Source organism: Occultella aeris (assembly GCF_902703175.1).
Lineage (GTDB): Bacteria > Actinomycetota > Actinomycetes > Actinomycetales > Beutenbergiaceae > Occultella > Occultella aeris.
Genome location: NZ_CACRYJ010000004.1, coordinates 238,961 through 252,731, shown reverse-complemented (window position 1 = coordinate 252,731; position 13,771 = coordinate 238,961). Strand labels below are relative to the sequence as shown.

General features: G+C 70.7%; 14 protein-coding genes. 10 read left to right on the top strand and 4 right to left on the bottom strand.

The features are described 5' to 3' along the window. Positions 1-2,422: penicillin-binding protein (locus HALOF300_RS01325; protein ID WP_197522209.1), on the bottom strand; the 2,422-nt coding region annotated here is incomplete at its 3' end. A gap of 352 nt (positions 2,423-2,774) precedes the next feature. Here HALOF300_RS01325 and HALOF300_RS01320 point away from each other — a divergent pair. The 4 genes from HALOF300_RS01320 to HALOF300_RS01305 all read left to right on the top strand — a co-directional run bounded on the left by HALOF300_RS01320 (position 2,775) and on the right by HALOF300_RS01305 (position 4,953). Beyond that, complete coding sequence (locus HALOF300_RS01320; protein ID WP_154795744.1) at positions 2,775-3,122, top strand: WhiB family transcriptional regulator; 348 nt, start codon at positions 2,775-2,777, stop codon at positions 3,120-3,122. An 18-nt stretch (positions 3,123-3,140) separates the two neighbouring features. Continuing rightward, positions 3,141-3,296, top strand: coding sequence for a DUF4177 domain-containing protein (locus HALOF300_RS01315; protein WP_133109685.1), 156 nt, complete (start codon positions 3,141-3,143; stop codon positions 3,294-3,296). After that, complete coding sequence (locus HALOF300_RS01310; protein ID WP_156738837.1) at positions 3,293-3,766, top strand: RidA family protein; 474 nt, start codon at positions 3,293-3,295, stop codon at positions 3,764-3,766. Before HALOF300_RS01315 ends, HALOF300_RS01310 begins: the two co-directional genes overlap by 4 nt. Positions 3,767-4,002: 236 nt before the next feature. Continuing rightward, positions 4,003-4,953: a type IV toxin-antitoxin system AbiEi family antitoxin domain-containing protein gene (locus tag HALOF300_RS01305; protein WP_231954946.1), complete on the top strand. Its 951-nt coding sequence runs from the start codon at positions 4,003-4,005 to the stop codon at positions 4,951-4,953. A 48-nt stretch (positions 4,954-5,001) separates the two neighbouring features. Here HALOF300_RS01305 and HALOF300_RS01300 read toward each other — a convergent pair whose 3' ends face one another. Continuing rightward, complete coding sequence (locus HALOF300_RS01300; protein WP_156738856.1) at positions 5,002-5,733, bottom strand: class I SAM-dependent methyltransferase; 732 nt, start codon at positions 5,731-5,733, stop codon at positions 5,002-5,004. Between the two features lie 139 nt (positions 5,734-5,872). Between HALOF300_RS01300 and HALOF300_RS01295 the strand changes: the two genes are divergently transcribed. Genes HALOF300_RS01295 through HALOF300_RS01285 form a run of 3 tightly spaced genes read left to right on the top strand, consistent with a single transcriptional unit; the run spans position 5,873 to position 7,480 of the window. Then, positions 5,873-6,334 carry a SprT-like domain-containing protein gene (locus tag HALOF300_RS01295; RefSeq protein WP_156738835.1) on the top strand — a complete coding sequence of 154 codons (462 nt, stop codon included), beginning with the start codon at positions 5,873-5,875 and terminating at the stop codon, positions 6,332-6,334. A 32-nt stretch (positions 6,335-6,366) separates the two neighbouring features. Next, on the top strand, positions 6,367-6,957 hold the full coding sequence (locus HALOF300_RS01290; protein WP_156738834.1) for a protein-L-isoaspartate O-methyltransferase family protein: 591 nt from the start codon (positions 6,367-6,369) through the stop codon (positions 6,955-6,957). A gap of 40 nt (positions 6,958-6,997) precedes the next feature. Beyond that, positions 6,998-7,480 carry an NUDIX hydrolase gene (locus tag HALOF300_RS01285; RefSeq protein WP_156738833.1) on the top strand — a complete coding sequence of 161 codons (483 nt, stop codon included), beginning with the start codon at positions 6,998-7,000 and terminating at the stop codon, positions 7,478-7,480. A gap of 36 nt (positions 7,481-7,516) precedes the next feature. On the opposite strand, the gene HALOF300_RS01280 is transcribed toward HALOF300_RS01285, so the two are convergent. Continuing rightward, entirely contained in the window at positions 7,517-8,197 is a 681-nt protein-coding gene (locus tag HALOF300_RS01280; protein ID WP_156738832.1) for a DUF998 domain-containing protein, read from the bottom strand. A 47-nt stretch (positions 8,198-8,244) separates the two neighbouring features. Beyond that, on the bottom strand, positions 8,245-11,157 hold the full coding sequence (locus tag HALOF300_RS01275; RefSeq protein ID WP_156738831.1) for an FAD-binding and (Fe-S)-binding domain-containing protein: 2,913 nt from the start codon (positions 11,155-11,157) through the stop codon (positions 8,245-8,247). A gap of 195 nt (positions 11,158-11,352) precedes the next feature. Here HALOF300_RS01275 and HALOF300_RS01270 point away from each other — a divergent pair, with 195 nt between their 5' ends. The 3 genes from HALOF300_RS01270 (at position 11,353) to HALOF300_RS01260 (ending at position 13,720) form a co-directional block, all read left to right on the top strand. Beyond that, positions 11,353-11,835, top strand: coding sequence for a hypothetical protein (locus tag HALOF300_RS01270; RefSeq protein ID WP_156738830.1), 483 nt, complete (start codon positions 11,353-11,355; stop codon positions 11,833-11,835). A gap of 131 nt (positions 11,836-11,966) precedes the next feature. Further along, positions 11,967-12,839: a carbohydrate ABC transporter permease gene (locus tag HALOF300_RS01265; RefSeq protein WP_156738829.1), complete on the top strand. Its 873-nt coding sequence runs from the start codon at positions 11,967-11,969 to the stop codon at positions 12,837-12,839. Beyond that, the gene (locus tag HALOF300_RS01260; RefSeq protein WP_156738828.1) at positions 12,836-13,720 is read left to right on the top strand and encodes a carbohydrate ABC transporter permease; all 885 of its coding nucleotides are present in this window, start codon (positions 12,836-12,838) and stop codon (positions 13,718-13,720) included. Before HALOF300_RS01265 ends, HALOF300_RS01260 begins: the two co-directional genes overlap by 4 nt. Positions 13,721-13,771: the final 51 nt, after the last annotated feature.

Below are 13,771 nucleotides of genomic sequence, written 5' to 3'. Positions count from 1 at the left end.
CACCATTACCCCCGCCGTTGCCTGGGCCGCCGCCACCCTCGCCGCCGCCGGTGTCACCTGGGTCGGGAGTCGCGGGCGGCGCCGGTGCGGGCCCCCCGCTGATCACGATCGTGACACCGCTGCCCGGGGTGACCAGGCTGCCTGCGCCCGGGTTCGTGCCGATCACGGAGCCCGCCGGCACGGTGTCGTGGTTCTCGGTGGCGCCGGTGCGGACCGTGAAGCCGGCACCCTCCAGGATCGACGTTGCGTCGGCCACGGAGCGCCCGCCCACGTTCGGCACGGGGCGGCGTTCACCGTAGATCTCCCGGTCACCGGCCGCGGCGAAGCCCTCCACGGGCAGCCCCTGGACGGCTTGGCTCATGTAGTTCTGCCAGATGGGTGCGGCCATCGCGCCACCGTAGACGTACTGGTAGTAGCGGCCGTTGATGGTGATGTTCTGCATCGACTCGGTGCCCTCGGAGAAGCCGACCCAGACGGCCGACGCGAGCCGGGGCACATACCCGACGAACCACGCCGCGGAGTCATCGTTCGCCGTTCCGGTCTTGCCCGCGGAGGGGCGGTCCCCGAGCTGGCTCGGCCGACCGGTGCCGTCCGCGACGACCTGGCCGAGCGCGTAGTTCATGGCGTTCGCGATGTTCGGCTGGAGTGCCTGCGAGCAGGTCTGCGGCGGTACCGGGAGTTCCTCGCCGTCCGAGTTCTGGATGGACAGGATCGCGATCGGCTCGCAGTAGACGCCGCCGGAGGCGTAGGTCGCGAACGCGGCGGCCATGGTCAGCGGCGCGATTTCGTTCGCGCCGAGCGCCATCGAGGGGACCACGTTCAACGCGAAGCCGTTGTCGAAGGTGCCGCCGGGCGCGAGGGTGGCGTGGTGCACGCCCATCGACTGCGCGGTGTTCGTGAGATCGCACAGGTTCATCTGGTTCGCCATGTTCACGAACGCGGTGTTCACCGACTCCTCCGTGGCCGAGAGCACGCTCATCGGGCCGGTGCCGATGCCCTCAAGGTTCCTCGGTTCGTAGGGGTCACTCGAGATGTACTCGGGCAGACACGTTTCCCACGTGTTGCGCGGGAAACTCTGTCCCGTGGAGCCGTCCACCCTGTCGTTGAGGGAGTGTCCGTCGATGAGCCACTGCGTCAGCACGAACGCCTTGAACGTGGACCCCGTCTGGAACCCGCTGGAGCCGCCGAATCTGGTGTCGGCGTTGAAGTTCACCTCGGTGGTTCTGGAGGCTCCCTCGGCGGGTTTGCCGTACAGGGTGTTCTGCGCCATTGCGAGGATCTGCCCGGTGTTGGGCTGGACCGTCGAGACGGCGGTCGAGACGCCGGAAGGGTCGTCGACGGGGATCGCGTCGATGAGGGAGGCGTAGGCCTGAGCCTGCATGCTGAGGTTGATCGTGGTGTTGATGGTCAGCCCACCGCGCACCAGCAGCTGGTACCGCTCGGCCTGGGTCTCACCGAAGACCGGGTTGTTCAGGATCTCGGACTTGACGTAGTCGCAGAAGTACGCGGCAGTGCCGGCGTTCGAGCAGCCCACCGGGGTGTTCGAGACGAGCATCATGTCTGCGATCGGCTGCGCCACGGCGGCGTCGTGCTCCTCCTGGGTGATCTTTCCCTGCGAGAGCATCAGCCCGAGCACGGTGTTGCGGCCCGCTTCCGCGACCTCCGGGTTGTTGACCGGGTTCCACTTCGCCGGGTTCTGTGTGATCCGGGCGAGCATCGCCGACTGGCCGAGGGTGAGCTCGGCGGCGCTGCGCGAGAAGAAGTACTGCGCGGCGGCCTCGACCCCGTACTGGGACGGGCCGAACTGCGCGATGTTGAGGTAGCCCTCGAGGATCTCGTCCTTCGTGCGGACCTGCTCCAGCGCGATCGCCAGCTTGGCCTCGCGCAGCTTGCGGCCGATGGTGCTTTCCCGCGCGGCCTCGATCGCCTCGGGGTCGTTCGCGTTCCGGCCGGCCTCGATGAGCACGTTCTTCACGTACTGCTGGGTCAGCGTCGAGCCACCCTGGAGCCCGCCGCCGGTCAGGGTCTGCACCGCGGCCCGGATCAGACCCTCCGGGTCCACGCCGCCGTGCTCGTAGTAGCGCTGGTCCTCGACCGCGATCACCGCCGCACCCATGTACGGGTTGATCTCGGACAGCGGCACCACGATCCGGTTCTCGAGGAAGAACGTCGCCAGCCGGGTCCCGTCCGAGGCATTCATGACCGTCTGCTCGGACAGTTCCTCCGAGCCCAGCTCCGTCGGCAGCTCGTCGAACAGCCGCGTGGAGGCGTCCGTGGTCGCGCCGACCGCCGTCACGAACGGCATCATGAAGCCGGCCGAGAGGACGCCACCGACGCCCGCGACCAGGAGGAACGCGAGGAACAGGGAGACCAGTTGTGCCGCGTTGACGGCGCGCGAAGTCGACCGGGAAGGAGGTGCCATGCGTTCTAGGATACGTTGTGCTCCGGGTGTGGCCACGCTCCCGCGCACCGCGGCGCGTACAGCGCATCCACGCACCCCGAACTGGGAACCGGACACCGGCCGAGTGCCGTCGAAGTGCCGTCCCCGCTCGTGCCCGATGCCACAGGGATCCGCGGCAATCGCCGAACCGGACAGGCTCCGGCGCGACCGCCCGCTGAGCCGGTTCCGTCCGCCGATCGGCAAGGACTGTCTTTTGTCCGTGCGGGGGTGTATAACTCGGCAGATAGGGGGAGTGTTCGAAGTCCTTGTATTTATCGGGGACGGGGACCCTCTTGTCGGGTGACTGGCAAGCAGTCTCGTCGTGGAGGTCATTGTGGACGTACGTTTTGATGAGAGTTGGACGTTGCAGGCGGCGTGTGCGCAGAAGTCGCCCGACGACCTCTTCGTGCAGGGCGCAGCGCAGCGGCAGGCACGCGAGGTGTGCTTCTCCTGCACCGTGCGCCTGGAGTGCTTGGTCGACGCACTGGACAACCGGATCCAGTTCGGTGTCTGGGGCGGCATGACCGAGCGGGAGCGCCGCGCGCTGTTGCGCCGCGCACCCACGGTGGAGTCCTGGCGGATGGCCCTGGCGGACACGGACCGCAACGCCATCAACGAACTGATCAGCCAGAAGTGGCCGGCGACGAAGCCGCGCCGAGGGGCCGATCCGCGCAACAACTGAAGCCCTAGGATCAGTGGCATGGCTACTTGGGAGTACGCAACCATTCCACTGATCATCCACTCGACGAAGGCGATCCTCGACCAGTGGGGCGCCGACGGGTGGGAACTCGTCCAGGTGGTGCCCGGCCCCGACGGTCAGGGACTGGTCGCCTACCTCAAGCGGGAGAAGGCGTGAGCGCATCGACGCGCCTCGCCGAACTCGGGATCGACCTGCCCGACGTCGTCCCACCGGTCGCGTCGTACGTGCCGGCACTGCGCCAGGGGAACCTGGTGCACACGTCGGGGCAGTTGCCCATGGTCGACGGCGTGATGGCGCACACCGGCAAGGTCGGCGAGGGCGACGGGCTGGTCAGCCCGGCCGACGCGACCGCGCTCGCCCGGCTCGCAGCCCTGAACGGCCTGGCCGCCGTGGTGGCACTGGTCGGTGGGGTGGACCGGATCGTCCGGGTCGTGAAGGTCGTCGGCTTCGTCGCCTCCGACCCGTCCTTCACGGGCCAGCCCGGCGTGATCAACGGCGCCTCGAACGTGCTCCAGGAGATCTTCGGTGACGCGGGCGTGCACGCACGTTCCGCCGTCGGCGTCGCGGTCCTCCCGCTCGACGCTCCGGTCGAGGTCGAGCTGACCGTCGAGGTCCTGCCCGACTAACCGCCGATCGGCCAGGCCACCCACCTGGCTGCCCACCTGGCTGCCCGCCCGCCTCGGTCGAGCGTGTTGTTGCCCCTTGTTCCGGTCGGCTTGGAACGTGACAAGTGCGCGCTCGCCGAGTCTTGCGGAACGATCGGGGATCGCCGGGGATGGGAGCGGAGCCGGGGCTCGTCGGCGTTGTCCACAGGGGCACGTGGGCGGGGACCGGACGATGGTGTGCTGGGTGAGTGTCAGGTGTGAAGCAACCGGAGTCTGCGCTGCGGGTCGCGCGCGGGCAGGCGGGGCTGATCACGACCGCACAGTGCGCACGCCTGGGAATCTCCGAACTGCGGATCGCCAATCTTGTCCGCAGTGGGCTGTGGCACCGGCTCGTGCGGGGTGTTTACGACTGCGGTGAGCCAGCGGTCGGCGATCTTCATGATCACCAGCGGCGCCGGGCCGCATGGCTCGGACTGCTGGGTGCCGGCCCGGACGCGATCGCCGTCGGGGTGTGCGCCCTCGCGCTCCACGGGGTGTGGGGCCTGCCCGCCCGGATTGCACCCGAGGTGAGCTTGCCGGGAGCTCGCGGGAACCGCGGCCCGGCGTCGATCCGGGTCCGGCGGTTCGATCACGGGTTCGGGGTCGCCACACTGCGCGGGCGGGCCGTGGCCGACCTTCGCTCTGCGCTGGTCCAGGCGCTGCCCGAGATGAACCGGGAGACCGCGGTCGCCGTGCTCGACTCGACCCTGTTCCGCCGTCAACTCGACGCCGAGGGTCTCGCCGACGTCCGCCGACGGGTGCGCGGCAGGCGAGGCGCCGCGAGACTCACTCCGTGGTGGGACCTGGTGGACGGCCGGGCCGAGTCGCCGCTCGAGACGCGTGCCAGGTTGGTATGCGTGGACGCGTGTCTCCCGCCGGATGACATTCAGGTGGTGGTCACCGACTCACGCGGCGCCTTCATCGCCCGAGGTGACATGGGCTGGCTCCGAGAGGATGGATCGTGGGTGCTGGTCGAGATCGACGGCGTCGCGATCCACTCCGCTCCCGAAGCTCTGTTCCGCGACCGGGTCCGGCAGAACGCCCTGGCGTCGCGCACGGACACGGTGATCCTGCGATTCACCGCCGCCGATGTCTATCAGCCGACTCTGATCCCACGACAGGTCGCCGCCGCCCTGGGCCGAGTGCGCGGAAGCCCCGGTCCCTCGTGAGTTGCGACGAGGGTTTCCACGCGCTCGGCGAGCGCGGCGGCCAGCGGTTCAGGCGTCCAGGCGGGTCCGGAAGCAGTCAGCCAGGTACGGCAGGTCGATGACGTCCCGGCCGGCCAGTTCGGCGTGGCCGGCGAGCAGGTCCCCGACGGCGCCGAGGACGTCCGCCTGCTGCTCCGGCGTCGCGGTGATGAAGTAGCTGCGCGATCGCACCAGGTCCACGAGCGTTTCGGCGGGCATGGCCTGCGTCCACCGGATGGTGGTGCTCTCGACGGGCCCGAACGGGGCGCCGATATCCGGTGCGAGTTCCTGCTCGTCGCGTTCGTACAGCCGGATCAGGATGTCGCCGAACTCGGCCACCCACGCCACCGACTCGTCACGGGAGTTCCAGACCAGGCCGAGCGTGCCGCCGGGCCGCAGCACCCGCGCGATCTCGGGTACCGCCGCGGCCGGGTCCACCCAGTGCCACGCCTGCGCCACGGTCACCACGTCCACCGCGTCGTCCGGGAGCGGGAGGTTCTCGGCGGTCCCCACGAACGTGGGCACACCGGGCACGTGCTCGTGCAGCTCGCCGAGCATGTTCGGCGCGGGGTCCACGGCCACCACCTCCAAGCCGCCGCGGTCGACCAGGAGTCGGGTCAGCTTGCCGGTGCCCGCCGCCAGGTCGAGGACCCGACGCGCCGAGCGCGGCACCAGCCAGTCGACGGCGGCCGGCGGGTAGGAGGGTCGGGTCGCGGCGTACACCGCGGCCGCCCGGTCGAAGGATCGGGCGTGTTCGGTCATCGAACTGCGGTTCCTCACGGCACCATTGTCCCGCCGAACCATGCGGCTCGCACACCGTCCACAGGCCCACGCAGCAGGTGTCCGAGGCGCCCTCTAGCGTCGTGCGTAGTTGCCCGCCCCCACGACAGCGAGGATCGAGATGGACCTCACCGATGCCGACGCGCTCGGCCGCGAACTCCTGGCCGAGCACGGCCTGACCGGTTGGACCTTCGGGTTCGACAACGCCAAGCGTCGGGCCGGTGCCTGCCGTTACGACCGGCGTCGGATCACGATCAGCCGCTACCTGACCGCGGTGCACGAGCCCGCGCAGGTGCGCGACACCCTGCTGCACGAGATCGCCCATGCGCTGGCGGGCCACGGGGCCGGCCACGGGCCACAGTGGCGCCGGATCGCCCTCTCGATCGGGTGCACCGCGCAGCGCCGGGTGCCGGCCGGGGCCGGCGAGGTGCCCGCACCCTGGGTCGGGATCTGCCCGGCCGGGCACGAGCACGCCCGGTTCCGGCGCCCCACCCGGGCCCTGGCCTGCGGACGGTGCTCGCCCAGGTTCTCCTCGGCCCACCTGATCGCCTGGCAGCGGCGGGACGCTAACGTGCGGCGCTAGTCTGGACGGACTCGAACGGGAGCAGGTGCGCGATGGATGGCTCGGCGCACGCGGTCGTCGCCGCCGCGATGCGGTCCGTCTCGCGCGCGGACTTCCTGCCCCCGGCCCAGCGCCGCAACACCGGCCTGGACCAGCCGCTGCACCTGGCCGATGGTCAGACCTGCTCCCAGCCCACGACGGTGCGGATCATGCTCGAGCTGCTCGCCGCGGAGCCAGGCGACCGGGTGCTGGACGTCGGCAGCGGGTCGGGCTGGACCACTGCGCTGCTGGCCCACCTGGTCGGATCGACCGGCCGGGTCGACGGCGTGGAGCTGCGCCCGCAGCTGGCCGAGTTCGGGCGGGCGAACGTCGCCCGAGCCGGCATCACCCACGCCCAGGTGCACGTAGCGGTCGACGGCGTGCTCGGCTGGCCGTGGCGCGCGCCGTACGACCGGATCCTGGTCTCCGCGGAGGCCCGCGCGGTGCCTCGTGCGCTGGCCGAGCAGCTCGCCGACGGTGGCCGGATGATCATTCCCGTCCGGGGCCGGATGACGATCGTCACGATGGCCGACGGCGTCCCTTCCGCCGAGCAGGCACCCGGCAGCTACCGCTTCGTGCCGCTCATCGAGCCCGAGCCCGGGTGAGGCTCGGCCACGCTCGTCGCCGCGTCGCTACGGTTGGGCCGTGACCGATCGCTTCCAAGTGGTGCCCGCCGCCTACGTCCTGCTCCGCCGCCAGACCCCGACCGGTGCGGAGGTGCTGCTGTCGCTGCGACGTGGCACCGGGTACATGGACGGGCACTGGGCGCACGCCGCGGCCGGGCACGTCGAGGCAGACGAGTCGGTGCACGCTGCCGCCGTCCGTGAGGCGCGGGAGGAACTCGGCATCACGATCTCCGAGGCCGACCTCGAGCCACTCTGCGCCATGCACCGCACGCACGGGAACGGCCGCCCGATCGACGAGCGCGTCGACTTCTTCTTCTCCTGCCGCACCTGGTCCGGCGTCCCGTCGCTGATGGAGGCGGACAAGGCCGCCGAACTCGCCTGGTTCCCCTTGGATGCGCTGCCCGAACCGGTGGTGCCGCACGAGCGGGCCGTCCTGGAGGCCATCCGGACCGGCACCCTTGCGCCGATCATGACGTTCGGCTTCGAGGGAACCGAGACCTGACCTCGGACCGCCCCACCACCTCACCCGCACCGCCCGTCAGGAGTGCGGATCGGCCGGTGCGCTGGCCGCGGTCATGCCGGTGAGCGGAGGCCGGCCGATGAGCACCGCCGCCCCGGTGAGCGCCAACCACGCGACCACCGGGTACGCCGTCATCCGCTGAACGGTGCCCGGGCCCACCGTGGCGAGGCCTAGCGTGTCGATCGCGATGCCGAGCAGGCCCACGCAGACGAGCGCCGCGGAGACGACGGCATAGCCCCTCCAGGTGCGCCAGGTCGCCACCGCGGTGAGCAGCACCAGCAGATTCCCGCCGCCGATCGCCGCCAGGGTGCCGGCCGAGTGCAGCAACATCCGCCGGGCGTCTCCGCCGATCGCCTCCACAACAGACCCGGGGAAGAGTCCGATCATCGCCACCCCCGTGGCGTGCACGAGTGCGACCGCGAGCACCGGCCGCCGCCACTGCGAGGAGAGGACCGGCGCGAGAGCGATCGAACCGAACGCGATGACGACGCCCAGGAACACGAACGCAGCGTTGAACACGATATGCCGCGGCGAGCACACGGTGCCCCGCGCGAGGTCCACGCACTGGGTGAGGCCGAGGTCGCTGATGAAGTTCCGCGACCAGCTGTAGCCGTCCACCCAGGCACGCGCGACCACGACCTCCACCAGTGGGAAGAGCATGCCCGCCAGGTAGGCGAGACCACCCAGGGTGCGCCGCATCGATCCAGGGTAGATGCCGGGTACGGGACCGACGGTCCGGGCCCGGACTACCTGCTGAGCGGTCGGGTGACCTCCTCAAACAGCTCCAGCACGTGCCGGTACGGCCTCCCGGTGGCCCTGGTCATGCCCATCTCGCAGGTGCGGTTGCACGAGGCGTAGCCGGCGAACGGGCCGCCCGAGGCCTCGAGGCGCTTGATCTCGGCGGCCTCGGCCTCGGTAGCGCCGGCGGTCAGTTCGGGGTGCAGGAGGCCGCGGTCCCCGGCGAAGCCGCAGCAACCCCAGTCGTCCGGGACCCGCACGTCGCGGGCCACGGCGCCCGCCACGGCGACGAGGTCCTCGGTGGCGCCCAGGTGCACGGTGGAGCACGTCGGGTGCACGGCGAGGCTCGCCAGCTCCTGGCCGGCCGGCACCGCGATCCGGGGCAGCAGCTCGCGACGGGCATAGCTGACGACGTCGAGCAGCTCGAGGGTGTCCCAGCGCGCCGCTCGCATTGGGTCCAGGTGCGCGGCCAGGCCGTCCAGACCGTGCGTGCAGGACGACGCGTCGCAGACGAGCGGGCGCTTGCCATCGTCGGTCGCCGCCCACACACCGTCGAACACGCGCGCCGCCATGGCGGCCTGCCCGTCCACGAAGCCCTTCGACTCCCACGGGGTGCCGCAGCACAGGCCGTCGACGCCGTCGGGCAGGACGGCCCGAAGACCTGCCCGCTCGCACAGCGTGAGGAACGCCGCGGCGGCGCCCTCGCCACGCCCCTCGGGACCGAACATCGCCCCGGTGCAGGACGGGAAGAAGACCAGATCGACGCGCGCCGACCCGGGGACGGACGGGCCGCCGTCGTCCGCTCTTGTACCGCTCCGGGCGGCCGAGCCGCCCACCGCAGGCAGGTCCGCCAGCTTCGACCTGGCCGTGCCCGCGCCGGGCAGGCCGGCACCCAGCTGCGGGACGAGTTCGTGCGGCAGTACCGTCCGGGCCGCGGACGTGGCGCCGGCGAGCAGCGCAGGCGGCATCGCACCCGCGACTGTCAGGCCCAGACGAAGTCCGGACGTCGCGGCGGCCCAGGCTCCGGTCGCGGCCGCACCGGCGCGCTGGGCCGCGGGCCCGTGCCCGGCCGCGCGGACGGACTTCATCACCTTGCCGGTGTCGATCTTCACCGGGCAGGCTGTGACGCAGAGGGAGTCCGCGGCGCAGGTCTGCACCGCGTCGTAGGAGAACGCCGCCTCGAGCTCGGCGCGATGCTCGGGCCCGGCGGCGGCGATCTCCCGCATCAGGATGATCCGCTGCCTCGGGGTGGTCGTGGTGTTGCGCGACGGGCAGCCCGGCTCGCAGAACCCACACTCCACGCAGGAGTCGACGGCGGGGTCGACTCCCGTCACGGTCTTCAGGTTGTCCAGGTGTGCCCGCGGGTCGTCGTCCAGGAGGACGCCGGGGTTCAGGATCCCGCGCGGGTCGCAGAGCCGCTTGAGCTCGGTCATCACCTCGTACAGCTCGTCGCCGTACTGGCGGCGCACGTAGGCGGACATGATCCGCCCGGTGCCGTGCTCCGCCTTGAGCGTGCCGTTCGCGCCGAGGATGAGGTCCACGAGGTCCTCGGTGAACGCCTCGTAGGTGGCGAGTTCGCGCGGGTCGTCCAGGTGCGGATTGATCATGAAGTGCAGGTTCGCGTCCCGGGCGTGCCCGAACGTGACCGCGTCGTCGTAGCCGTGCCGGGCGAGCAGGACGCCGAGTCCACGGACGGTCTCGGTGAGGACCTGCGCCGGTACGGCCACGTCCTCGAGCAGGTTCGTGGTGCCCTTCGGCCGGGCCCCGGCGACGGCCGCGTACAGGCCCTTGCGCACGGCCCACAGGCCGGCCCGCTCGGTGGGGTCCTGAGTGAGGGCCGCCGGGGCGCTGAGGTCGAGGGCGCGGATCACCGGGTCTGCCGGACCGGTGAGCTCGGCGAGCGCCGCGGCGTCGGGCGCCTGGAACTCCACGAGCAGTGCCGTGTGGTCCACGACGGGGATCGATGCGATCGCGGCCGGGGCAGCGCGATCGGTCTGCGCCACGCGCAGCGACGCCGCATCCATGAGTTCGACCGCGCGGGCACCGGCTCCGAGCAGCGCGGGCAGTGCGTCGGTCGCCCGCTCGATGGAGTCGAACACGAGCAGGCTGGTGGCGGCCCTGGCCAGCACCGGGACCGTGTCCAGCACCACGGAGGCGACATACCCGAGGGTGCCCTCGGAGCCGATCATGAGGTGCGCGAGGATGTCTGCCGGCTCGTCGTGGTCGAGCAGGGCGTTCAGGCCGTAGCCCATCGTGTTCTTCATCGAGAACTGGTGGGTGACGATGGCACTCAGCCGCGGGTCCGCGCGGACCGTGTCCCGGAGCCGGATCAGGCCGGCGTGCAGGTCGGGCTCGAGGGCTCGCAGGCGCGCGTCCGCGTCCGGGCGGGCGGTGTCGATCGTGGTCCCGGAGGGCAGCACGAACTGCATCGAGCTCAGCGTCCGGTAGGCCGTGGCCGTGAGCGAGCTGGTCATCCCGGAGGAGTTGTTCGCCACCACGCCGCCGATGGTGCAGGCGATCTCGCTGGCCGGGTCGGGGCCGAGCTTGCGCCCGTACCGGGCGAGCGTCACGTTGACGCGCCGCAGCACAGCCCCCGGTCCACACCGGACCCGGGCTCCGCCGTCGAGCACCTCCACCTCGTCGAGGTGACGTCGCACGTCGATGAGTACTCCGGACCCACCGGCCTGCCCGGACAGGGACGTGCCGCCGGCGCGGAACGTGACGCCCTGGCCGGCGTCGTTCGCGGCCACGAGGGCGGCGACCAGCTCGGGCAGGGAACCCGGGGTGAGCACCGCCTGCGGCCGGAGCAGGTAGTGCGAGGCGTCGTGCGCCATCACGGCGAGATCCGCGGCCCGCTCGCTCCACGCCTGCCGGCCCGCGGCGCGCCGCACCTCGTCGAGCGGTTCCGCGGTGACGGTCATGGGGCCAAACCTAGACCGATTCGCAGGCGGCTCGTGGTTGGCGTCCATGCAGCGGCACCCATCGCGGGGCGACCTCGAACCGCGACGGCGCCACATGAGAGTTGTCATACGGAACCGGTGACGGCGCGCCCTGGTGTGGGCGTCCTGCCACCGAGAGGCTGGAAGCAACCCCAATCGAAAGGCGTGCTCCCCGCGATGTCCCACCTCCTCATCGACCTTCAGGCATTCACCGAGTCCCTGCCCCCGCTGCTGCGCTGGGTGGGCGTCGTGCTCGCGGCGCTCATCCCCTACGTGGAGGCGGAGGGTGCCTCGATCATCGGGATCGTGGCGGGCATCCACCCGGCGATCGCCATCCCGGCGGCCGTGGTCGGGAACGCCATCGCACTCGCCGTGATCATCGCAGTCACCTCGGCCGTGCGCGCCGGCGTCACCCGGAACCGGCTCCCGGAGGCGAACCCCAAGAAGCAGCGCATGCGGCGGGTCTTCGACCGTTGGGGCGTCCCGGGGGTGAGCTTCCTCGGGCCGTTGCTGCTCCCCAGCCACGTCACCGCCGCCGCGATGGTCGGCTTCGGCGCACCGAAGGCCAGGGTCTTCGTCTGGGGCGTCGTGGCCGTGGCGGCCTGGGCGGTCGTCCTCGGAGTGCTCGTCTACCTCGGTGTCCGGGTCGCACTGCACTGACGCTGCCGGCCGCCGTCCTCACCGTTCGAAACGGCGGCTCCGCCACCGTTCGAGACGGCCGTCGCGTCGGCCATGACGACCGGCACGATCTGGCTAGGCTCGCTCCCAGACGACACCCGGGGAGTGAACGCATGAACGCACGCCAGCGCCACGAGGCGCGTTCGGCGTACGCGATGCTGCTCCCGAGCCTGATCGGCGTGATCGGATTCCTGCTGCTGCCGGTGCTGATCGTGGTGGCCCTGTCCTTCATGCGGTGGAACCTGATCAGTGCGCCCGAGTGGATCGGCCTGGAGAACTACGCCTACATCCTCACCTCGGGCCGGTTCGGGAACTCCCTGCTGGTCACGGCCCTGTTCGTCCTGATGGCGATCCCGACCTCGATCGTGATCGGTCTGCTGCTCGCGATCGCGATCAACCGCGGCCTGCCCGGGACGAGTTGGTTGCGGGTGCTGTACGTGCTGCCCTGGGTCTGCGCGCCGCTGGCCCTCGGCGTGGTGTGGAAATGGATCTTCGACCCCACCAACGGCGCGCTGAACGCGATCATCGGGCGCCGGGTCGAGTGGCTCACCGATCCCGACCTGGCGTTGCCGGCCGTGGTGTTCGTGCAGGTCTGGTCCACGGTGGGGTACATCTCGCTGTTCTTCCTGGCCGGGCTCCAGCAGATCCCGCGAGCCGTGTACGAGGCGGCCATGCTCGACGGCGCAGGCAGCGTCCGCACGCTCGTCTCGGTCACGCTGCCGCTGCTTCGCCCGACGATGTTCTTCGTGACCGTCACCTCGGTGATCTCCTCGTTCCAGGTGTTCGACTCGATCTACGCGATGACCGGTGGCGGTCCCGCGTTCCGCACCGACGTCATCGCCGCCCGCATCTACGACGAGGCGTTCGTCGGGTTGCGGCTCGGCCGGGCCGCTGCGATGGCCGTGGTCCTGTTCGTGGTCCTCGTCGGCGTGACCCTCGTCCAACAGCGCTACTTCCAGCGCCGGATCACCTACGACATGTCATGACCGGGACCACCCGCCACCGAACGCTGGGGTCCCGGCCCGGGGCGTCCAGCTGGCGCACGTCCCGGCTGTTCGCGAACGTGCTCACCTACGCGTTCCTGATCGCCGGGGGCCTGCTCATGCTCGGCCCGTTCGTGTTCTCGGCGATGACGGCGGTGAAGACACCGAAGCAGTTCAACACCACGTGGCCACTGACGCTGCCGGCGCCGGCCACCGTCGAGAACTTCACGGCGCTGTTCTCCGAGCAGTACAACTTCGTGGTGCCGATCGCGGTGACGGCACAGGTGGTCCTGGTGCTCGTGCTCGGCCAGATGCTGACGTCGATCCTGGCCGCGTACGCGTTCGCCCAGCTGAGCTTCCCGGGCCGGGACACGCTGTTCTGGGTGTATCTGTCCACGCTGATGATCCCCGCGGTCGTCACGATCATCCCGCTGTACTCGATGATGACGACCCTCGGCCTGAAGAACTCGTTCGCCGGCCTCGTGGTGCCGTTCCTGTTCGGCTCCCCGTATGCGATCTTCCTGCTCCGGGAGAGCTTCCGGTCCACTCCCTCCGACGTGCTGGACGCCGCGAAGATCGACGGCGCCGGAGTGCTGCGGCGGCTGTGGCAGGTCATGGTCCCGATGAACAAGCCGATCCTGGCGACCCTGTTGCTGATCACCGTGGTGAGCCAGTGGAACAACTTCATGTGGCCGCTGATCATCGCGCCGGCTCCGGAGTGGAATGTCATCACGGTGGCCACCGCCGCCCTGCAGACCCAGTACAACGGCAACTGGACGCTCGTCATGGCCGCGACCACGATCGCGCTCGCCCCGCTGGTGATCCTGTTCCTCGTGTTCCAGAAGCAGATCACGTCGTCCCTCGGCGTGACCGGGGTCCGCTGAGGCGCGACTCCGGATCGTTCGTGGCCAACACCGGCGCGGCACGTGCCAGCA